Genomic DNA, 20,022 nt, shown 5'->3' with positions numbered 1-20,022 from the left:
AGGCGGCTGGGAAGGTGATGAAGGTCGCTCTGTCAGCCCGGATACCGGCCAACAAGGTGACCTGTCGCAAGACCGGTTGTAAAGCCCATGCACTGTCGGGGAAGGCGGTGAGGGCGTTTGACTTGTTGGTTTTAAATGAAAAATCGTTCCCTTCGTGCGCGCCGTTTTGCGCATGCACTTTCCAAGCCTGCATCCTATAAAGCTGCACTTTCCATCCACGCGTTTTCGGCATCTGCGTTGGCCGTCTTGGCCTGCACCAGCGGCGCTGCGCTGGCGCAAAACGCGGGGACCGAAATCGTGGTCACCGCCAGCCGCACCGAGCAAATCCTGACCGACGTGCTGCCCCACACCACGGTGCTCGGGCGTGACGCCATCGAGCAGTCGCAGGTGCTGGACTTGCCCACCTTGCTCTCTCGCGAGGCGGGTTTCCAGTTCACCCAAACGGGGGGCCGAGGTGGGCAGGCCACGGCCTTCTTGCGCGGCGCGGCGTCCTTGCAGGTGCTGGTGCTGGTCGACGGTGTGCCCGTCACAAAGCAAGACACCACGGGTGCCGTGAGCCTGGAGCACATCATGCTCGACCAGGTGGATCGGATTGAGATCGTGCGCGGCAACGTCTCGGCCATTCATGGCAGCGGCGCGGTGGGCGGGGTGATTCAGGTCTTCACGCGGCAAGGCCAGGGCCAGCCCACGGTTTACGCCAGCGCCGAGCGCGGCTCGCAGGGCACCCAGCGCTGGCATGTCGGCACGCACGGTGCGGCCGGTCCATTGGCTTATGCGGTGTCTGTCGGGCGCTTTCGCACCGATGGCATCAACGCGGCCAATCTGTCACAAACACGCAATGCCAACCCCGATGCGGACGGTTACCGCAACGACAGCCACGCGCTGAACCTGTCCTACAAACTCAGTCCCGAACACAAGTTGGGCCTGCGCTCGACACTCTTCAAGGGCCGCTTTGACTATGACGTGCCGGGCAGTTTTTCCGTGCCGAACGACGCGCACCAAGGGCGCACCCAACTTGACAGCCACACGCTGTATTGGGCGGGCCGGCTGGGGCCACTGTGGTCCAGTCGCTTGAACGTCACAGACGCCAAGGAGCGCAACGACACAGTCACCGCAGGTGGCTACTCGTTCACCACCCAGGCCGTCACCCGCACCCGCATGCTGTCGTGGACGCACCAGTGGGACCTGCCCTCGATGGTGTTGACGGCCGGGTTGGACCATCAAATCCAAGGCATCGACATGGCCACCGATGGCGTTTCTGGCCTTGCGCGGGAGCGCCAAGCCCAGGCACTCTATGGCGGCGTGGTTTACAAGCGTGCGGTGCACAACCTGCAGTTCAACCTGCGGCGCGACGACGTCGAAGGCCTGTCGGCAAAGGACTCGGTGTATCTGGGTTATGGCTATGACCTGAATGCGCAATGGAAGCTGATCGTCAGCCATGCCACGGCCTTCAACATGCCCCCTCTGGGTTATTTGTTTGACCCCTACAGCGGCAACCCGAACCTGCGGCCTGAAACCGCCAACACGCAAGAGGCGGGCGTGCAGTGGGCGCAAGGGCCACACCGTTTGCGCTCGACATGGTTCTCTACGCTCACCAAAGACCTGCTCCTTTATGACATGGGCAGTTTTCAGTTCAGCAACATCACCCGTGTCAAAAACCAGGGTCTGGAAACCAGCTACAGCGGCCGCTTTCACATGACCGATTTGCGCGCCAGCTTGTCGCTGCAAGACCCGGTGAACGAGGCCACAGGCCAGCAATTGGTGCGCCGGGCCAAAACACTGGCTTCGCTGTCGGTCTCTCAATCGCTGGGCTTGTTGTCTTTGGGCGGCAGTGTGCGTTACACCAGCGCACGCCCGGATATTGAAGGCAAGCCTGGCTTGCCCAGCAACACCTTGCTGGACCTGACCGCCCGCTACAGCCTCAGCCGCGACTGGACACTGTATGGCCGCGTGGAAAACGCCACCGACAGCCGCTACCAAACGGCGTATGGTTACAACCAGCTGCCGCGCACCACCACGCTGGGCCTGAGCTGGAAAATGAAATCCTGATCGGACCTGGCCCATGCAACACCTCTTGCCCCAACGCATCGTTTGCCTGACCGAGGAAACGACCGAATGGTTGTACCTGCTGGGGCAGGAGGCGCGCATCGTGGGCATCTCGGGTTACTCGGTGCGCCCGCGCCGAGCCCGCGAAGAAAAGCCCAAGGTCAGTGCATTTTTGACCGCCAAGATCGACAAGATTTTGGCCCTCAAGCCCGATTGCGTTTTTGGTTTTTCAGACCTGCAGGCCGACATCGCTTCCTTACTCATCAAGGCCGGTGTGCAGGTCACCGTGTTCAATCAGCGAAGTGTCAACGAGATTTTTTCGGTGCTCTACCAAGTGGCCGCGATGGTGGGGCAGGCCGAGCAGGGCTTGGCCTGGTTGTCTCGCATGCGCGCTGAGCTGGACGCCATCGCCCAAAAGGCGGCGGGTTTCAAGCGACGGCCCCGGGTGTATTTTGAGGAATGGGACGAACCCCATATGAGCACCATCCGCTGGGTGTCCGAGTTGATGGGCATTGCGGGAGGGGACGACATTTTTCCGGAGTTGGCCCTGCAATCCATGGGGCGTGATCGGATCATTGCGAGCGGCCAAACCATCATTGATCGTGCGCCAGACATCGTCATCGGCTCTTTGTGCGGCAAGAAGTTTCGCCCGGAAAAAGTCGCGGCGCGGCCCGGTTGGCAAGACGTGCCCGCCGTGCGCACCGGGCAGATTTTTGAAATCAAATCGGCCGACATTTTGCAGCCTGGGCCTGCGGCGCTCACCGATGGCTTGGCGCAGTTGCACCACATTTTCAGCCAGTGGGAAGCGCTGCATGGCTGAGCGTTTGACTTCAGGTCGGCGCTTCGTTTGCAAGACAAGCGCCTGGATTTCCGCCTTCGCGGAAATGAAGACATTTTGTTTTTGGGTGGTGTTGGCCTGTTTCTTTTCAATGGGAATACTGCAGCCCGCACACGCCGTCACCGTGCTCGACGATCGCCAGCAAAAAGTGCAGATTGCCCAAGCCCCGCAGCGCATCGTGAGTTTGCTGCCGTCCCTCACCGAAACGGTCTGCGCCTTGAACCAGTGCCACAAACTCGTGGGCCTGGACCGCTATTCCAACTGGCCCGAGTCGGTCAAGTCGGTGCCACACGTGGGCGGTGGGTTGGACCCGAACATCGAGAGCATCGTCGCGCTCAAACCCGACTTGGTGTTGGCAGCAGGGTCTACCCGGGGCGCGGACCGTTTGCAGGCGCTGGGCCTGAATGTGCTGCGCCTGGAGCCGCGCAACCACGCCGACGCGCTGCGCGTGTGGCGCACCGTGGCGCAGGCGCTGCATGTGCCTGTGGCCGACAGTGACCGGGTGTGGCAAGGCATTCAGGCGGGCGTGCAGGCGGCGGTGCAGTCGCTCAGCCCGGCTGCTCGGCAGCAGCGGGTTTACTTCGAGGTGAGCCCTGCGCCCTATGGTGCGAGTGAATCGTCTTTCATGGGCGAGACGCTCACGCGCATGGGCGTGGCCAACATCCTGCCTGCGTCCATGGGGCCGTTTCCGCAGGTCAACCCCGAGTGGGTGGCGCAGGCCCGGCCCGATGTGATCATGGCGGGCGACAGCAGCCGCGCCAGCATGCTCAAGCGCCCGGGTTGGGGCCGCTTGCGGGCCATGCAAGGCCAGCGCCTGTGCGTGTTCAAGCCTGACGAATCGGACATGCTGGTGCGCGCTGGCCCGCGCATGGCCGAAGGCGCGCAGCTGATGGCCGACTGTCTGAACCGCGCAGCGGCCCAAGTTGACACGGGTGTGCAGCGATGAATTCCCAAGTCCACACCCACACCCTCGAACCGCGCTGGGCGCTGCTGCTCTTGGCCTTGGGCCTGGCCGTGGTGGTGCTGGGCACGGCCGCTGGCAGTCAGGGCTGGCAGGCCTGGTGGTCGGCAGGGGCCGATGAGGTGTCGCGCCAGATTGTGTGGGACATCCGTTTGCCGCGCAGCTTGGGTGCCTGGCTGGGTGGGGCTTTGCTGGGCCTGGCCGGGGCGGTGGCGCAAGGCCTGTTTCGCAACCCGCTGGCCGATCCGTATTTGCTGGGCAGTGCCTCGGGCGCGTCGCTGGGGGTGGGTGTGTATTTGAGCTTGTGGGGGGGCAGTGCCTGGGCCATGACCGCTTGGCTGGGCTTGGGCCTGACCGGGGCGGCTTTTGTGGGCGCGGTGCTGGCGGTGGTGCTCACCCTGCTCTTGGCGCGTGGCGTGCAGCAAACGCTGCGCCTGTTGTTGGCAGGGGTGGTGGTGGGGGTGGTGCTGGGGGCGGTCACGTCCTTGATTTCGCTGCTGCAGCCGCAGGTGTTGCAGGCCATGCAGGGCTTCATGCTGGGATCGACCGCGTTTGTCAGCTGGAGCGCCTGCGCCACGATGGCGGCGGTGCTGGCCCTGTGCTTGGCCTTGGCCTGGGTCTTTGCCCGCGTGCTGGATGCGCTCAGTTTGGGAGAAGCCACGGCGCAAAGCCTGGGTGTGCCGCTGCCGCAGGCGCGCATGATTTTGGTGGGCGTGATTTCTTTGGCCACTGGGGCGGCTGTGGCGCACATTGGTTTGGTGGCTTTTGTCGGCTTGGCCGCGCCGCATTTGGTGCGCTCGCTGGTGCGCTGCACCCACGCCTGGCGCTTGCTTTTGTCGGCCCTGATGGGCGGGGCCTTGCTGGTGCTCGCCGATGTGGTGGCCCGCGTGCTGTTGGCGCCACAAGAGCTGCCTGTGGGTGTGCTCACGGCGGTGCTGGGCGGGGGCTATTTGCTGTGGCGCGTGTACCGCGATGCCGACACGGGGGCGCGTTCATGAGCGCCGCCTTGCAAACCCGGCAATTGAGCGCCGACTTGGGTGGCCGCCAAGTTCTGCAAAACATTGATCTGCAGATCGCGGCGGGCCGTTGGACCTGTGTGGTGGGCCCTAACGGCGCGGGTAAATCAAGCCTTCTTAAAGCACTGGCGGGCTTGCTGCCGCACAGCGGGCAAGTGCTGTGGCAGGGTCAGCCGCTGGCCTCGCTCACACGCCAACAAAAGGCGCTGCAACTGTCGTGGCTGGGGCAGGGCGAAGCCAGCACACTGGACTTGCGCGTGTGGGACGTGGCCATGCTGGGCCGCATGCCACACCAAAGCTGGTTGGCTGCGCCTTCGGTGCAAGACGCGCAGAGGGTGGAAGCCGCGCTCAAGGCTACTCAGGCCTGGGAGTGGCGTGAGCGCACCTTGGGCGAGTTGTCGGGCGGCGAGCGCCAACGCGTGCTGCTGGCCCGCGCCATGGCGGGCAATGCGCCCACCTTGCTGATGGACGAGCCCCTGGCCAACCTGGACCCGCCCCACCAGGTGGACTGGTTGGAACAGGTGCACTGCCTCTTGGCGCAGGGCACCACGGTGGTCAGTGTGCTGCACGAGATCGGCATGGCGCTGCATGCCGACGACATCGTCGTCATGCGCGAAGGCCGGGTGGTGCACCACGGCGCAGGGCGCGACGCGGCCACGCACGCCGCCATTGAGGCGGTGTTTGACCAACGCATCCGCATCCACGCGCTCGATGGGCAGTGGGTGGTGTTGCCGCGGGTTGGCGGCGCGATCACCGGCATCGATTAAGCTGTGTTTTTGCTGTCAGACACACCAAAGGAATTGCCATGGGCCTGATCATGAAACAAGCCATCACCGGACCTGCCGTCTGGAAGGGCGCGAACATGGCGGGGGACACATCGTGGTTGCACCACCTGAGCGCGCCCGTGCTGGCGACTCTTGACGCGGCCTTGGCCCACGTCCAAGCCCAAGGGCTGAAGTTCCCGGGCTTTGGCAAAGAAGACTTTCCCATCGGTGACTGGGCGCAGCAGCTAAAGGCCTACAGCGATGAACTGGAAAACGGTCGGGGCTTTCTGGTTTTGCGCGGATTGCCTGTGGAGCGCTACAGCGAAGCGCAGATCCAGATTCTTTATTACGGCATTGGCCTGCACATGGGTGTGCCCGTTCGGCAAAACCCCAAGGGCGAGCTGCTGGGGCTGGTCATGAACGTGGGCGATGCGACGAAGAAAACCACCCGCGTTTACGAGACCAATCTGTATTTGCCCTACCACTCGGACCCGTCGGATGTGGTGGGTCTGCTGTGCATCCGCAAGGCCAAACAGGGCGGCTTGAGTTCGCTGGTGAGCGTGGCGGCGATTTACAACGAGATTTTGCAAAAGCACCCGGAGTATCTGGGCCTGTACTACCGCACTTGGTATTTCTCTCACCTGTGCGAAGACCAGCCCAGCCTGTCGCCCATCTTCAGCCACAACGATGGAAAGCTCAGCTGCCGCTACCTGCGCCAGTACATCGAGCTGGGCCATGACATCTGCAATCTGCCGTTGTCCAAGGTCGAAATCGAGGCACTCGATTTGTTTGACGAGATCATGCACCGCGCAGATTTTCGTTTGGACATGATGCTCGAGCCTGGTGACTTGCAGTTCGCCAACAACTACGCCGTGCTGCACTCGCGCAACGGGTTTGAAGACCACGGCGTGCACGAGCTCAACCGCAAGATGCTGCGCCTGTGGGTCCAGATGCCCAACGCGCGCACTTTGGCCCCCGAGTTTCCGGGGCGCAACGGCTTTGCGGCACCGGCTGCTGTGGCCTGAGCGCCTCGAGCTGCCGTCAGCGGTCTGCTTTGCTCGCGGTCACGGCCTTTTGGGGTGTCACTTTGACCGTCTCTGCCGAGTCCAGAAAAAAGAGCGTGTCCACATAACCCATGAAGCGGTTGAGGTAGTCGGGCGAGAGGTCGCGCATCAGGCCCAGCGAGCGCAGCACCAGCATGTGCGAGTTAATGGGCCCGGCGTTTTGCGGGGCTTGGGCGATCGCTTGGGTGACTTGTTTTTGCACGCTGATCTTGCCCAACTGCTGGCGGAACAGCGCCACGCGCGGGTTGTCCATGCGTCCGTGGCCGCTCGGGCTCAAGGGGCGTTCGGCCGAGGGCGCTGCCATGTCCCGCAGCAAGGCCGACAAGGGCGATGGCGTGTGGCGGGCAGGCGGTGTGAGCTGCTTTTTTTGAGCTGCCAGCCGCGCCTGCAACTGCCCAAGCGCCGAGTTCAGCTTGGCTTGCAGCAGCACTTGCACCAGGCCTGTTTGGGTGCGGGTGCGCTCGGCCAGCACCTGGATGTGGTGCCAGCCCACGGGGTCCCGTTGGGCCGCCTCTTCGGCCAAAGCCGCCATCTCGGCCGCTTTCGCCCCTTCAAATAGCGACAGCTTGAGCGCTTCGGCTGGCGGGGGCAGCGCCTCGGGCGTGATGTGCGTGGCTTGGGTCATGGCGCAGTTCGTGGGGCCGTGCCGGGTGTCTGGGGAGAAGCCTTGGCAGCTTGGGCTGATGTGGCCGAAGGGGCTGCGTTGCTGGCCTTGGGCACCGGGGCCATTTCTACGCGGCGGTTTTGTGCGCGGGCTTGTTCGCTGGTGTTGGGCACCAGGGCTTGCTCCTGGCCAAAGGCGGCGGCGAACAGCCATGACGCGGGCATGCCTTCTTCGATCAGGGTGCGCGTGACGGTGAGAGCGCGCTGGGCCGAGAGTTCCCAGTTGTCCGCAAATTCGCGGTTGCGGCTGGTGACCGCCTTGTCATCGGTGAAGCCGCTGACCATGAGCATTTCGTCACGCGTTTGCAGGTAGCTGCGCAGCGGCAGCACCAGGCTTTTGAGCAGCTGGCGGCCTTCGGGCTCGAGCTGGTCGGAGTTGAGTTTGAACAACAATTTGCCGCTGATGCCAATGCGGCCGTTGTTCAGGGTGATGCGGCCACTGGCCAGCGGGATGGCCAGGGCGTTTTCTAGAGAGAGGCGTTTTTGTTCTTCGATCTGGCGCTTTTGCACCTCGACTTCGAGCTGCGAGGCCATGTCCAGTTGCGCCGCCATCACGCCCACCAGCAGCAGCACAAACGCGCCCAGCAGGCCGGTCATCAGGTCGGCAAACGAGATCCAGGTGGCCGATGTGGCTTCGACGTCGGCGTCGTGCTCCTGCATCAGACCGCTCCTTCGGTGGCCAGTTCCGTGGCCAAGTCGGTGCGGCGTTGCAGGGCATCGAGCACGTCCTTTTGGCTGCCGATGCTCAGGTCAATGATCTCGCGGGCCTGCGCCACGTAATAGGCCAGTTGCTCGTCGCTGCGCGTCATCGATTGGCCCAGCGCCTGTTCGATGCGCTGCAGCTGGGCCATGAGTTGTTCGTTGGTCTGGCTGAAGGCGCGCACGGCAAAGCCCAGGCTCTCGCCCAGGCTGGCCACGTCTACCGCGCTGGCCGTGACTTGCGCGGCGATGTCGCCCAGCTTGCCGGTTTCCAGCGCGACGTGTTGCTGGAACTGCTCGCTGGTCTGCGCCAGCGAGGCCTGGCTGCTGACCAGCAGGGCGTCGATCACGCCGCGCTGCTCGGTCGAGGCGTGGTTGATCGCGTCCAGCAAGGTGCTGAGCGTGCCCAGAATGCGGGTGCGTTCTTCGAGCAATGCGTTGTCGCGCGCCACACTCACCGAGATTTCCTGGCGCAACTGGCCAATGACTTCGGCCGCGGCTTTGGGCGCCTCAGAGGCGGTTTCGATGAGGCGGGTGATGGGCGCTTCCAAGGCGGTGCCCAGGGTGCTCAGGTGGGCTGTGACGGTGTTTTGCAGCTCGGCCAGGCGGGCCACGGCGGCTTGGCCGCGCGCGTCTTCGGCTTGGCGCAGGGCCGTCAGTTCCTCGCGCAGCAGGGCTGAGAGCTCTTCGGCGCGCTGGCTGTGCTGGGCAGTCCACTGCGCTTCGGCGGCGATGCGCGTTTGCACCAGCGCTTCGTTGCTGGCCAGCAAGCGGGTGATCTCGGCCAGGGTTTGGGTGGCCTGGGTTTGGCTGTGGCTGCTGATGTCTTGCGCGGTGCGTGCCAGGGTGTCACAAATGGCTTGTTGCTGGGCCAGGGTGTGTGTGCCCGAGGTTTGCCACTGCTGGTGCAGCGCATCGGCCATGCGGTGCAGAGCGGCTTGCCAACTGTCCAGGCGCTGCTGGTCAGCGCTGCTTTGCAGGGCGTGCCGCTGGGTTTGGGCACTGCCCACTTGCGCGACCAAGGCCTGGGCGCTGCGCTCGAAGTTCTGGCCGAAGGCATCCAGGGTTTGGCCCACGCGCTCGCTCATGCGGGTGCTTGTTTGTTCGTGCAAGCTCAGTGTTTGGGCGCTGGTGTGGGCCAGCGCGGCGGCGGTGGCCGTGAGCTGCGTGTGCACCTCGGCCAGTTGCTGCTGGGTGTTGTGCAGCAAGCGGTCGTTCAGGCTTTGGGCCTGTTCGGCCAGCTGCGCCATGGTGGCTTGCACCACGGGGCGAATGCCGTCGCTGGCCAGTTGCAGGCTTTGGCCAAGGCTGGTGCGCAGCGACTGGTCCACCGACTGCGCCAGGCCTGTGTAGGCGTGGTGCACTTCAAGCTGCACCTGTTGTTGAAAGCTGTGCTGGCTGGCCAGCAATTGCGTTTGGGTCTGCTGGGTGCTGCTGGCGATTTGTGCCATCAGGGCTTGCAGTTGCTGCAGCACTTGCGGCAGGGCCTGGGCTTGCTGCGCCAGCGCCTGGTAACTTTGCTGGCGCTGGTGCGCGAGCGAAAAACGCTGCAGCTGGGTGTGGGCCAGGGTGTCCAGGTGCTGCGAAGCCAAGGCGCGTTCACGCCGGGCCAAGCTGCTCATCAGGCCCAGCATGGCCGAGGTAGCCACGCCCGCGACCGAGGTGCCAAAGGCCAGGCCCAGGCCTTTGATGGGTTCGGAAAACGCGGCCCGCACACCCGCTATGGAGTTGGAGCCTTCGAGCGCGAACACCGCGCCGTTGAGCGTGACCACCATGCCCAAAAAAGTACCGAGCATGCCCAACATCACCAACAAGCCCACCAAATAAGGCGTGAACACGGGGCCGGGCAGGGCCACGCGCTCGCCTTGTACCCGCTGGTACACGGGGTTTTGCAAGGCCGCAGGCAAGGTGTCGAGCCAATCGGTCAGCTGCGCCAGATCGGGTGGGACCTGGCCTAAAGCCTGGTTGAGATCGTTCGTGGTAGCGCGGTATTGGCTCAGCTCCCAAGCACCAAAACCATAAACAGTGCCAATCAAAAGGGTCATGACCAGCACCAAAAAGTGGCTGTTGGCCACGGCCGTCGCGACCCAAATCAGGGCCAATGCGCCCAGACTAAAAGCGATCAAAAAAGAAAAACGTTTCATGGTTTGGGTGTGGCGAAAGAGGTGAGGGCTTCGAGCAGTCCGAGGGTGGGCTGCAGCCGTGTGTCGAGTTCGGCCAGCAAGGCCTGGCGAAGGGTTTGGCGAAGTGGCATCAACCAGGTGCTTGGGTCGGCCTTGGGGGTGTCGATTGGTGTTGTGTCAGTGAGGTCTATGTCGTCAGTGGCATCTACCATGGAATCGGCAGCTTCGGTGGCCAGGGCCTGAGCCTGCATGTGCGCCTTGAGGGCTTGCACAAAGCGCTTTTCCAGCAGCTTGGACGTTTTGGCCAGCAGCGCCGCTTCGCGTTCGGCGAGGCAGTTTTCAAAAGCAGCGTCCAGTGCGGCCAGTTGCTGTCCTGCACTGCCGCGTTGGCTCAACTGCAGGCGCAATTGGTTACGCAAGGTGCGCAACGTGCCGTCCATTTGCCGCTGGTGGGCGGCCACAAAGCGGCGGTAGGGCTCAAACGCGGTCTTGATCTCCACTGGCGCGTCCAACACCGGGGCGGGCATGTCGATGCGCGCCAGGCCCGAGCCCGCGGGGGCACCTCGGGTGATGGACTCGACCAATTGGGCGCGCACTTTGTCCACATGCTTAACCAGCGCCTCGGGGGCGATCAGGGCCATGCGCTGCACATGCGCTGGCAGGGGGACGGGTGGTGCCGCACTGGCGGTGTCTGGGGGCAGCACGGCATGCAGGGCAATGGCCTGCCGAAAACCCAGCCAATCGCCCAGTTTTTGCCCCACATCCTCTGCCTGACGGGCAGGCGCAAGCAAGGCGTTTTCGGTCAGAAAACGCACCAAGCTGGCGCTGTAAAGGCTGGCACGCGGCAGGGCTCGCGTCATGGGTGTGTGAGGGTGTTGAATCGGACAAGCAAAGCCGTAGGCTTTTGTGGCAACGGGCGCCAAGCGCTCACGTCATGAACTGCCTCAATGGCAATGCTGTGATTTTACCTGTTGAGATTCTGGCGAATCCTTCGGTTTTGAATTCCAAAGGAGTCATCTGCCGCACTGTTTTCGAAGCATCTCACCCTGCCCCGGCCCTCCCAATCTTCAGCTTGCGCGCGAGATGAATTGGCGGCTCCAGGCGACTTGCGCTTGCGACAGAAAGTTGTTCAGAACTTGCTGGGCGGGTAAACCCAGCACTTGGGCCGCCTGACCCAGTGCCTTCAAGGGGTCAGTCAGGTCCAGCGCCAATGCGCCGTTTTGTTTGCTGAGTTTTTCGCCATCTGCGCCCAGCACCAGGGGCGTGTGCAGGTACTGGGGTGTGGGCAGCCCCAAGGCGCGCTGCAGCAAGATTTGCCGGGCCGTGTTGTCGGCCAGGTCCTGACCGCGCACCACATGGCTCACACCTTGCGCGGCGTCGTCCACCACCACTGCCAGCTGGTAGGCCCACAGGCCGTCGGCGCGGCGCAGCACAAAGTCGCCCACTTCGGCGCACACGTTTTGCTGCTGTGCGCCCAAGCGGCGGTCGCGCCAGTGCGTGATGGCGGGCAGGCCCAAGGCCTGTTGCACGGCCTGCACATTCAGCCGCCAGGCGCGGGCGGGTTTGCCCTTCAGGCCCTCACGGCAGGTGCCGGGGTACACGGCGGCGCTGTGCCGGGACACGGCTTGGGCCGATTCAATCTCTTTGCGCGAGCAGCCGCAGGGGTAGGCCCAGCCTTGGTTCACCAGGCTTTGCAGGGCGGCTGCATAAGCGTCGCCGCGTTGGCTTTGCCACAGCACGGGGCCGTCGGGCACCAGGCCACAGGCTGCCAGTTGTTGCAAGATGGCCTGGTCTGCCCCGGGCACGCAGCGGGGGGTGTCCACGTCTTCGATGCGCACCAGCCACTGGCCGCGGTGGGTGCGGGCGTCCAGCCAACTGGCCAGCGCCGCCACCAGCGAGCCAGCATGCAAAAGGCCGGTTGGCGAGGGCGCAAACCGGCCTGTGTAAACCTCAGCCATGCCGGGTCAGCGTCGGGTGATCAGCGCTTTTTGAGCACGGCCAAAGCCAGCTCCAAGCCAGAGACGAACGCGTCTTCGACCCGGTGGCCCAAGCACCAGTCGCCACACAGGCCAATGCCCTGGTCCTTGAACCACAGGTGGCTCTCCCCCAAGGGTTGGGCGGTCTTGGCATACAGCCAGCGATGCACTACAGCCAGGTCCGGAGTGACGCGGATGCCGGTGATTTCGGCAAAAGCCTTGATCAATTTACCTTTGACGCGATCGGGGCTGTCGTTGACGTGTTCGGCTGACCAAGGGGCGCTGGCCTGCACGGTCCAGCGCTCGATGCGCTCGCGCCCGGGCTTGGACGATTCGCGCGCCATCCAGGCGATGCGGTGGTGCGTGCTGCGCGCCGCGTTCCATTGCGGGCCAATGGTGATCACGCCCGGCTGCACGGCTTGCGGATAAGCCAGCATCAGCGTCCAGCAAGGGTCTACACGCACATTTTTCAGGGGCTCGGCCAGGGCGCTTTGGCCTGAGGCCTCCAGCAAAGCCTGCGCTTGGGCGGGCGGGATGGCCAGGATGACTTGGTCAAAACCAGCGTAAATGTGCTGACCACCGTCATCGCTTTCGGTGTGCAGTTGCCAGCCGTTTTTCTTCAGGGGGTCGGGTGAGATGTGCGTGACATGGGTTTGCAGTTGCACATTGCCGTCTTCGACCAAGGGGGCGGCCCAGGCTTTGACCAAGCCGTTCATGCCCGGGGTGGCCACCCAGTGGCGCTCGCCGCCGGGCAGGCCCGCCTCGATCACGCGGCCATTGGGGTCAAGCACGCGCACGGCGTTGGCGCTCCAGGGTTTGCACACACCGGGGGCGGTGGCAATGGCCAGCTCAAAACGCGGATCGCGCACGGTGAAGTACTGCGCCCCGTGGTCAAAACCACCAAAGGCGCTGGCGCGGGTGGACATGCGGCCCCCCAAGCCTCGGCTTTTTTCGAACAAAGTGACGTTGTGGCCGGCTTGGCGCAAAGTGCGTGCGCAAGCGACGCCGGCCATGCCGACACCGATGATGGCGATGTGTGGTGTGTTCATGGGGTCACTTTAGCTGAGAAAAGGGCCTTGAAACCGCCCGGGTGGGTTATCCCCGATGTCGGTGGCGGTGGTCGATTTCACACACGGTGGACAGGTTGCAACAGGGCCTCGCGCGTGGCGGAACGCTCCAGTTGGATCAACCACCAGCGCAGGGCTTGTCCGGCGGGCGTTTGAGGGGTGTCTCGCCAGGCCAGGTGGCAGGTGTTGCTGCGCGGGGTGTGAACCTGCTTGGCCACCAGCACACCCTTGTCGATGTAAGGTCTGGCCAGCGATTCGGGCAAAAAACCACCCCCCAGACCGCGCAATTGCGCTTCGAGTTTGCTCGGCATGTCGGGCACGGTGAAGACGTCTTGCCCCCCTTGCAGCCCGATGGTCAGCCCCGTGCCCCGGCTGACCGAATCGGCCACGGCCACGGCGCGGTGCTGCTGCAAGTTGGCGTCCGTCAGCGGCTCGGCCGCTTGGGCCAGCGGGTGGTGCGGGGCCACGGCATACACAAAAGCGACCTCACCCAGCACCGCGTGCCGCAGGTCGGTTTTCAGGCCAGGCTCCAGCACCACGCCCAGCGCCAGATCGGCTTGGCCCGAGCTGAGCGCGGCCAGCGTGCCCGACAGGGTCTCGTAGCGCAGTCGCAGCCGGGTGGGTGCACCCAGCGCCAAAAAGCTGGCGCACAGGTCCATGACCACGCTGCGCGAGACGATGCTGTCTACCGCCACGGTGAACACTGCCTCCCAGCCCGTGGCCACACGGCGCACGCGGTTGGCCACCGCGTCCATGTCGTCAAGCAAGCGGGAGGCTTCGCGCAACAATTCGCGCCCGGCGGCTGTGGGCACCGCTTGGCGGGCACTGCGGTCAAACAGCAGCACATCGAGCGCGTCTTCGAGCTGGCGCACCCGGTAGGTGAGGGCGCTGGGCACTAGGTTCAGGGCCCGGGCAGCGGCGGCAAAGCTGCCCTGTTGCTCAATGGTTTGGAGCATGAGCAGGGCTTCGGGGGTCAGCCAGTCGCGGGGTGTTTGCATGGTGGTTGGTCAATCGTTCAATTGCTTTGAATGATGCCAGCAAACCATGGCAACTTTCAAGCCCCCCTGTCGGGCTAAAGTTCAAAACTTGTCGAGGCACAAACCTTCAAGACTTTGAAAGGACACCCCCATGCTGAACATCCGCAAATCCTCCGAACGCGGCTACGCCGACCACGGCTGGCTCAAGTCGTTTCACAGCTTTTCTTTTGCCAATTACTTTGACCCTGCCCACATGGGCTTTGGCAATCTGCGCGTCATTAATGAAGACCGCATTGCCCCCGGCACCGGTTTTGGCACGCACGGCCACCGCGACATGGAAATCATCAGCTACGTGCTGTCCGGCAATTTGGCCCATAAGGACAGCATGGGGAATGTTCAGGGTATTCCGCCCGGTGATGTGCAGCGCATGAGTGCGGGCAGCGGCGTGCAACACAGCGAGTTCAACCACGCCGAGGGTGAGCAGACCCATTTTTTGCAAATCTGGATCGAGCCCAATGTGACCGGCATCGAACCCGGTTACGAGCAAAAGTCGGTGCCCGAGAGTGCCAAGCGTGGGCAACTGGCTTTGGTGGCTGCGCCTGGATCAGACGCCCAGGCAGCTGCACACACGGTTGAAATACACGCCGACGCCCGCATGTACTCGGGCCTCTTCAATGGCCCTGAAATGGCCACTTTGCCTTTGAATCCGGCGCGCAAGGCGTATGTGTTTTTGGTGCGTGGTGCGCTGCAGGTCAATGGCCAAGCACTGATGGCGGGCGACGCGGCCATGCTGCAAGCCGAGTCTTCTTTGGCCTTGAGCGATGGCCAGGACGCCGAAGTCCTGGTGTTCGATCTGGCCGCCTGATTTTTCTTTCTTAACCCGCTGTCTTTTTTCAGGAGCTTTTCCCATGGCTAAAACCATTGTTGTCTACCATTCCGGCTACGGCCACACCCAACGCGTGGCCCAATTTGCGGCCCAAGGCGCCAACGCGCAAGTGATCGCGATTGATGCCGATGGCAACCTCACCGACGCCGACTGGACCGCATTGGATGCCGCCGACGCGATCATTTTCGGCTCGCCCACTTACATGGGCATGGCCTCTTGGCAGTTCAAGAAGTTTGCCGACGCCACTTCCAAGCGTTGGTTCACCAGCGCCTGGAAAGACAAGGTCGCGGGTGGCTTCACCATCTCGGCCAGCCCCAGCGGCGACAAGCTGTCCACCATCCAATACTTCATCACCCTGGCCATGCAACAGGGCATGGTGTGGGTGGGTCAGCCCGCCATGAACGACGGCACCATCAACCGCATTGGCTCCAACTCCGGCCTGATGGCGCAAGTGGGCCCCACCAGTCCGGCCGAAGACATCCCCCAAGGTGACCTGGACACTGCCAAAGCTTACGGCGAACGGGTGGCTGGAATGGCGGCCAAGCTGCGCGGCTGATTACACTTTGATGGGAGGGGCACGCTCTCGCAAGAGCGGCCCCACCTCGGTTAGCATGGCAGCATGAAAATCATCACCATGCTGCCTTGGCCCGATTGGCTGGCACTGATCACATTTTTTGCTTTGTGGGTGGGCTATGCCTGGCTTGCCAAGGTGCGTGGTCTGCGCGATCAAAGCCTGATCGCCACGACCAACCGCTACCGTCAAATGTGGATGATGCAAGCCACACGGCGTGATCCCCGGGTGCTGGACGGCGTGATCACCCAAAACCTGTCCCAAACCCCGGCCTTTTTTTCATCGACCAGCATCATCATCATCGGTGGTCTTTTTGCTTTGCTGGGCACCACCGACAAAGCCGCTGAGTTGGTAGGTGAAATCCCGTTCGCTCAGCCTACGCCTTTGCTGGTCTTTGAACTCAAGATTTTGGTGATGGTCGGCATCTTTGTGTATGCGTTTTTCCGTTTCTCTTGGTCAATGCGGCAGTACACCTTTGTGGCGCTGGTCATCGGGGCCATGCCTTCGCCCGAAGATTTTGACGGCAAACAGTATGACCGCCAACACTTTGCCGAGCGGGCGGGTAATTTGGTGAGCGCCGCCGCTGAGACTTTTAACGATGGTTTGCGGGCTTATTACTTTTCATTTGCCGCCATGGCCTGGTTTTTCTCGCCCATGGCACTGGTGCTGGCCACGGCCTTGGTGGTCTTGATTTTGTATGGGCGCGAATTTCGCTCCGAGGTGCTGCAGGTCTTGCGCGACTGAAATCGCACACCTTTTGCAACAGGTTGACCTTCTACAATGCACGCTATGTTTGTTCACCTGCGCCTTCACTCCGAATTTTCTGTCGTTGACTCCACTTGTCGCATCGACGATGTGGTCAAAATGGCGGCACAAAACGCCCAGCCCGCGCTGGCCATGACCGACCTGAACAACCTGTTCGGCACGGTCAAGTTCTACAAGGAAGGTCGGGCCAAGGGTGTCAAACCCATCATCGGCGCCGAAATCAACCTCGAAGGCCTGGGCGGCGACTCCGGTGCCACCAGCCGGGTGGCACTGTTGGTGCAGAACCACCGGGGTTACTTGCACCTGTGTGAGTTGTTGGCCCGCGCCTGGACCCAGAACGTGCTCAAAGGCGTGGCCGTGGTCAAGCTGGCTTGGCTGCAAGAGTTGTCTGAAGGGCTGATTTTGCTGTCGGGTGCGCAAGCCGGGCCAGTGGGTCAAGCGCTGGTGCAGGGCGACACCGACAAGGCGGCCGATGTGGCGCTGCAGTTGGGCTCGATTTTCCCACACCGTTTTTATCTGGAGTTGCAACGCGCAGGCCGTCCGGAAGATGAGCCGCAAGTGGCGGGTGCCGTGGCGCTGGCCGCACGTTTGGGTTTGCCGGTAGTGGCCACGCACCCGGTGCAGTTTCATGGGCCCGACGATTACGAAGCCCACGAAGCGCGGGTGTGCATCTCGGAGGGCGAAATCCTGGCCAACCAGCGCCGGGTGCGCCGCTTCACGCGCGAGCAGTATTTCAAGTCCACCGCGCAAATGTGCGCCTTGTTTGCCGATGTGCCGAGCGCCATTGCCAACACGCTCGAGATCGCCAAACGTTGCAACCTGACACTGGTGTTGGGCAAACCTCAACTGCCAGACTTCCCGATTCCACCGGTGAAAGGTGTGGTCATGTCGGTCGAAGACTATTTCCGGCATGTGTCTTTCGAAGGTCTTGAGGCGCGATTGCTCCATCTGTACCCGGTCGAAGCCAAGCGCAACGAGAAACGTCTGCGCTATGTGGAGCGTCTGGAGTTTGAGCTGAACACCATCTTGAAGATGGGTTTTCCGGGCTACTTCTTGATCGTGGGTGACTTCATTCAGTGGGCCAAGGCCAATGGTTGCCCCGTAGGCCCGGGCAGGGGTTCGGGAGCGGGCTCTTTGGTGGCTTATGCGCTCAAGATCACCGACCTTGACCCCTTGCAGTACAACCTGTTGTTTGAGCGATTTTTAAACCCCGAGCGGGTGTCCATGCCCGACTTCGACATTGACTTTTGCCAAGGCAACCGGGACCGGGTGATCGACTATGTGAAGGACAAATACGGCCGCGACGCCGTCAGCCAGATCGTGACCTTTGGCACCATGGCTGCGCGTGCGGCGATCCGAGACGTGGGCCGCGTGCTCGACATGAGTTACACCTTTTGCGACGGCATCAGCAAGCTCATTCCCAACAAGCCTGGCATGTCTGTCACGCTGCAATACCCACCAGCAACCCCCAAAGAGGGAGATAAGAACAACTACGCCATTGCCATGGAGCCGATCCTGGCCGAGCGCATTGAGCGCGAAGAGGACGTCAAGACCTTGATCGAGCTGGCGCAAAAGCTCGAGGGCATGACCCGCAATGTGGGCATGCACGCGGGGGGCGTGTTGATTGCGCCGGGCAAGCTGACCGACTTTTGCCCGCTGTACCAGCAGCCCGGCAGCGAGTCGGCCGTGAGCCAGTACGACAAGGATGACGTGGAAGCCGCAGGTCTGGTGAAGTTCGACTTTTTGGGCTTGGCCACGCTCACCATTTTGGAGATCGCCCGCGAGTTCATCATGAAGCGGCACAAGGGCCAGGAGAATTTCGCCTTTGAGAACATCGCGCTTGACGACGTGCAGACCTACAAATTGTTCTCGGACGGCAAGACCGAGGCCGTGTTCCAGTTTGAAAGCCGCGGCATGCAAGGCATGCTGCGTGACGCGCGTCCGAGCCGCCTTGAAGACCTGATCGCCCTGAACGCGCTGTACCGTCCAGGCCCCATGGACCTGATCCCCAGCTTTGTGGCGCGCAAACACGGCCGCGAAGAGGTTGAGTACCCGCACCCGGCGGTGGCCGAGATGCTGAGCGAGACCTACGGCATCATGGTCTACCAAGAGCAGGTGATGCAGACCGCACAAATTCTGGGCGGTTACTCGCTCGGTGGTGCGGATTTGCTGCGCCGCGCCATGGGTAAGAAAAAGGCCGAAGAGATGGCCGAGCACCGCGAGAAATTCCGCGCCGGTGCACTCGCCACCCACAACATCCCTCAGGAAAAAGCCGACGAGGTTTTTGACTTGATGGAGAAGTTTGCGGGCTATGGCTTCAACAAGTCGCACGCCGCCGCTTATTCACTGCTGGCCTACCACACAGGCTGGCTCAAGGTGCATTACACCGCCGAGTTCTTCTGCGCCAACATGACGGTGGAGATGGACGACACCGACAAGCTCAAGGTGCTTTACGAAGACGCCCTGAAGTTCGGTATCCGCTTTGATCCGCCCGATGTGAACCGGGGCACGCACCGCTTTGAACCGGTGACCGACAAGATCATCCGCTACGGCTTGGGGGCCATCAAGGGCACGGGTCAGCAAGCCATCGACGCCATCGTGGCCGCCCGCACCGAAGGCGGCCCGTTCACCAGTCTGTTTGACTTTGCCGTGCGCGTTGACCGCACCCGCATCAACAAGCGCACGGTGGATGCGCTCATCAAGGCCGGGGCCTTTGACTCGCTGCACATGAACCGCGCCGCCTTGTCGGCCAGCATTGACCGGGCGTTCGAATTCTCGAATGCCGCCACAGCCAACGCCAACCAGGGCGGCTTGTTCGACACGCTGGGCGACGATTCGCACGGCTCCAGCACGCAAGAGCCCGATTTGGTCGAGGTCATGCCCTGGGGCATCAAAGAGCGCCTGCTGCTCGAAAAAACGGCCGTGGGCTTCTTCCTGTCGGGCCATTTGTTTGACGCGGTAGAGCGCGAGGTGCGCCAGTTTGCACGCCGCAAGATCGATGATTTGATCGACAGCCGCGAATCGATGGTGTTGGCGGGCATCGTGAGCGACCTGCGCATCATCAATGGCCAGCGCGGCAAGGTGGCGATTTTCAAGCTCGACGACAAAACGGCCATGATGGAAGCCACGGCCGACGAAGCCCTGATCAACTCGGCCAAACATTTGCTGAAAGACGATGAACTCATCATCGTCACCGCCAAGATGCAGGCGGACCGTTTTTCGGGTGGTTTCCGCCTCAAGATCGAGCAGATCATGGACTTGGGCGCGGCCCGCTGCCGCTATGGCAAATACCTGCGCGTGGCTGTGAATGGCCATGCGCCCGACATCGCCCGTTTGGTCAGAGAGTTCCCTGCACAGCGCGAGCAGACCGACCAGGGCGATCTGGTGCGCGGCTTGCCCGTGCGCTTGGCGCTGGAGCGGCGCAATGAAGACTTGGTCGCCCGCGCCGAGCTGGCGCTGGGGGACGCCGCCAAATTTTTCCCCTCTGATGCGGCACTGGCCAGCTGGATGGCACAGGGCGAGCAAGGGCAGGCGCGGATTGTGTACGACTGAAGCGGCTGAACGGGTTTGCACGCAGCCGCTGGCCGAGTTCCATGCGCGCATGCG

18 protein-coding genes are annotated in these 20,022 nt (G+C 62.7%); 10 read left to right on the top strand and 8 right to left on the bottom strand.

The features are described 5' to 3' along the window. A partial coding sequence (locus ACIQ47_RS00395; protein ID WP_396436291.1) for a hypothetical protein occupies positions 1–232 on the bottom strand: 232 nt, incomplete at its 3' end. A 5-nt stretch (positions 233–237) separates the two neighbouring features. Between ACIQ47_RS00395 and ACIQ47_RS00390 the strand changes: the two genes are divergently transcribed. From ACIQ47_RS00390 to ACIQ47_RS00365, 6 genes are all read left to right on the top strand, one after another. Then, on the top strand, positions 238–2,049 hold the full coding sequence (locus tag ACIQ47_RS00390; RefSeq protein ID WP_396436290.1) for a TonB-dependent receptor plug domain-containing protein: 1,812 nt from the start codon (positions 238–240) through the stop codon (positions 2,047–2,049). 13 nt (positions 2,050–2,062) lie between these two features. Then, entirely contained in the window at positions 2,063–2,866 is an 804-nt protein-coding gene (locus ACIQ47_RS00385; protein ID WP_396436289.1) for an ABC transporter substrate-binding protein, read from the top strand. A gap of 109 nt (positions 2,867–2,975) precedes the next feature. After that, the gene (locus ACIQ47_RS00380; RefSeq protein ID WP_396436288.1) at positions 2,976–3,830 is read left to right on the top strand and encodes an ABC transporter substrate-binding protein; all 855 of its coding nucleotides are present in this window, start codon (positions 2,976–2,978) and stop codon (positions 3,828–3,830) included. After that, positions 3,827–4,843, top strand: coding sequence for a FecCD family ABC transporter permease (locus ACIQ47_RS00375; protein ID WP_396436287.1), 1,017 nt, complete (start codon positions 3,827–3,829; stop codon positions 4,841–4,843). The genes ACIQ47_RS00380 and ACIQ47_RS00375 overlap by 4 nt, the downstream gene beginning before the upstream one ends. Beyond that, on the top strand, positions 4,840–5,628 hold the full coding sequence (locus ACIQ47_RS00370) for an ABC transporter ATP-binding protein (protein WP_396436286.1): 789 nt from the start codon (positions 4,840–4,842) through the stop codon (positions 5,626–5,628). The genes ACIQ47_RS00375 and ACIQ47_RS00370 overlap by 4 nt, the downstream gene beginning before the upstream one ends. Before the next feature lie 38 nt (positions 5,629–5,666). Next, positions 5,667–6,650, top strand: a complete 984-nt coding sequence (locus ACIQ47_RS00365) for a TauD/TfdA family dioxygenase (protein WP_396436285.1) — start codon at positions 5,667–5,669, stop codon at positions 6,648–6,650. 16 nt (positions 6,651–6,666) lie between these two features. Here the strand turns inward: ACIQ47_RS00365 and ACIQ47_RS00360 are convergent, their stop codons facing one another. The 7 genes from ACIQ47_RS00360 to ACIQ47_RS00330 form a co-directional block, all read right to left on the bottom strand. Continuing rightward, positions 6,667–7,314: a DUF2894 domain-containing protein gene (locus tag ACIQ47_RS00360; RefSeq protein ID WP_396436284.1), complete on the bottom strand. Its 648-nt coding sequence runs from the start codon at positions 7,312–7,314 to the stop codon at positions 6,667–6,669. Further along, positions 7,311–8,012, bottom strand: a complete 702-nt coding sequence (locus ACIQ47_RS00355) for an OmpA family protein (RefSeq protein ID WP_396436283.1) — start codon at positions 8,010–8,012, stop codon at positions 7,311–7,313. Before ACIQ47_RS00355 ends, ACIQ47_RS00360 begins: the two co-directional genes overlap by 4 nt. Further along, positions 8,012–10,195 carry a DUF802 domain-containing protein gene (locus ACIQ47_RS00350; RefSeq protein WP_396436282.1) on the bottom strand — a complete coding sequence of 728 codons (2,184 nt, stop codon included), beginning with the start codon at positions 10,193–10,195 and terminating at the stop codon, positions 8,012–8,014. Before ACIQ47_RS00350 ends, ACIQ47_RS00355 begins: the two co-directional genes overlap by 1 nt. Then, positions 10,192–11,034, bottom strand: coding sequence for a DUF3348 family protein (locus ACIQ47_RS00345; protein ID WP_396436281.1), 843 nt, complete (start codon positions 11,032–11,034; stop codon positions 10,192–10,194). Before ACIQ47_RS00345 ends, ACIQ47_RS00350 begins: the two co-directional genes overlap by 4 nt. Before the next feature lie 207 nt (positions 11,035–11,241). Continuing rightward, positions 11,242–12,132 (bottom strand): tRNA glutamyl-Q(34) synthetase GluQRS, encoded by an 891-nt coding sequence (gene gluQRS / locus ACIQ47_RS00340; RefSeq protein WP_396436280.1) that lies wholly within the window; start codon positions 12,130–12,132, stop codon positions 11,242–11,244. A gap of 20 nt (positions 12,133–12,152) precedes the next feature. Next, positions 12,153–13,199 carry an NAD(P)/FAD-dependent oxidoreductase gene (locus ACIQ47_RS00335; RefSeq protein WP_396436279.1) on the bottom strand — a complete coding sequence of 349 codons (1,047 nt, stop codon included), beginning with the start codon at positions 13,197–13,199 and terminating at the stop codon, positions 12,153–12,155. A 77-nt stretch (positions 13,200–13,276) separates the two neighbouring features. Beyond that, positions 13,277–14,215, bottom strand: a complete 939-nt coding sequence (locus tag ACIQ47_RS00330) for a LysR family transcriptional regulator (protein WP_396436278.1) — start codon at positions 14,213–14,215, stop codon at positions 13,277–13,279. 130 nt (positions 14,216–14,345) lie between these two features. Here ACIQ47_RS00330 and ACIQ47_RS00325 point away from each other — a divergent pair, with 130 nt between their 5' ends. The 4 genes from ACIQ47_RS00325 (at position 14,346) to dnaE (ending at position 19,968) form a co-directional block, all read left to right on the top strand. Next, positions 14,346–15,059 carry a pirin family protein gene (locus ACIQ47_RS00325; protein ID WP_396436277.1) on the top strand — a complete coding sequence of 238 codons (714 nt, stop codon included), beginning with the start codon at positions 14,346–14,348 and terminating at the stop codon, positions 15,057–15,059. A gap of 43 nt (positions 15,060–15,102) precedes the next feature. Beyond that, positions 15,103–15,636 carry a flavodoxin family protein gene (locus ACIQ47_RS00320; protein WP_396436276.1) on the top strand — a complete coding sequence of 178 codons (534 nt, stop codon included), beginning with the start codon at positions 15,103–15,105 and terminating at the stop codon, positions 15,634–15,636. A gap of 63 nt (positions 15,637–15,699) precedes the next feature. Further along, positions 15,700–16,395, top strand: a complete 696-nt coding sequence (locus ACIQ47_RS00315) for a DUF599 domain-containing protein (RefSeq protein ID WP_396436275.1) — start codon at positions 15,700–15,702, stop codon at positions 16,393–16,395. A gap of 45 nt (positions 16,396–16,440) precedes the next feature. Further along, entirely contained in the window at positions 16,441–19,968 is a 3,528-nt protein-coding gene (gene dnaE, locus ACIQ47_RS00310) for a DNA polymerase III subunit alpha (RefSeq protein ID WP_396436274.1), read from the top strand. The last annotated feature ends 54 nt before the right edge of the window (positions 19,969–20,022 follow it).

The organism is Limnohabitans sp., from assembly GCF_044373035.1.
Taxonomy (GTDB): domain Bacteria; phylum Pseudomonadota; class Gammaproteobacteria; order Burkholderiales; family Burkholderiaceae_C; genus Limnohabitans_A.
Note: the sequence above shows the minus strand (reverse complement) of the source record. Positions and strands in the feature narration are given on the sequence as shown.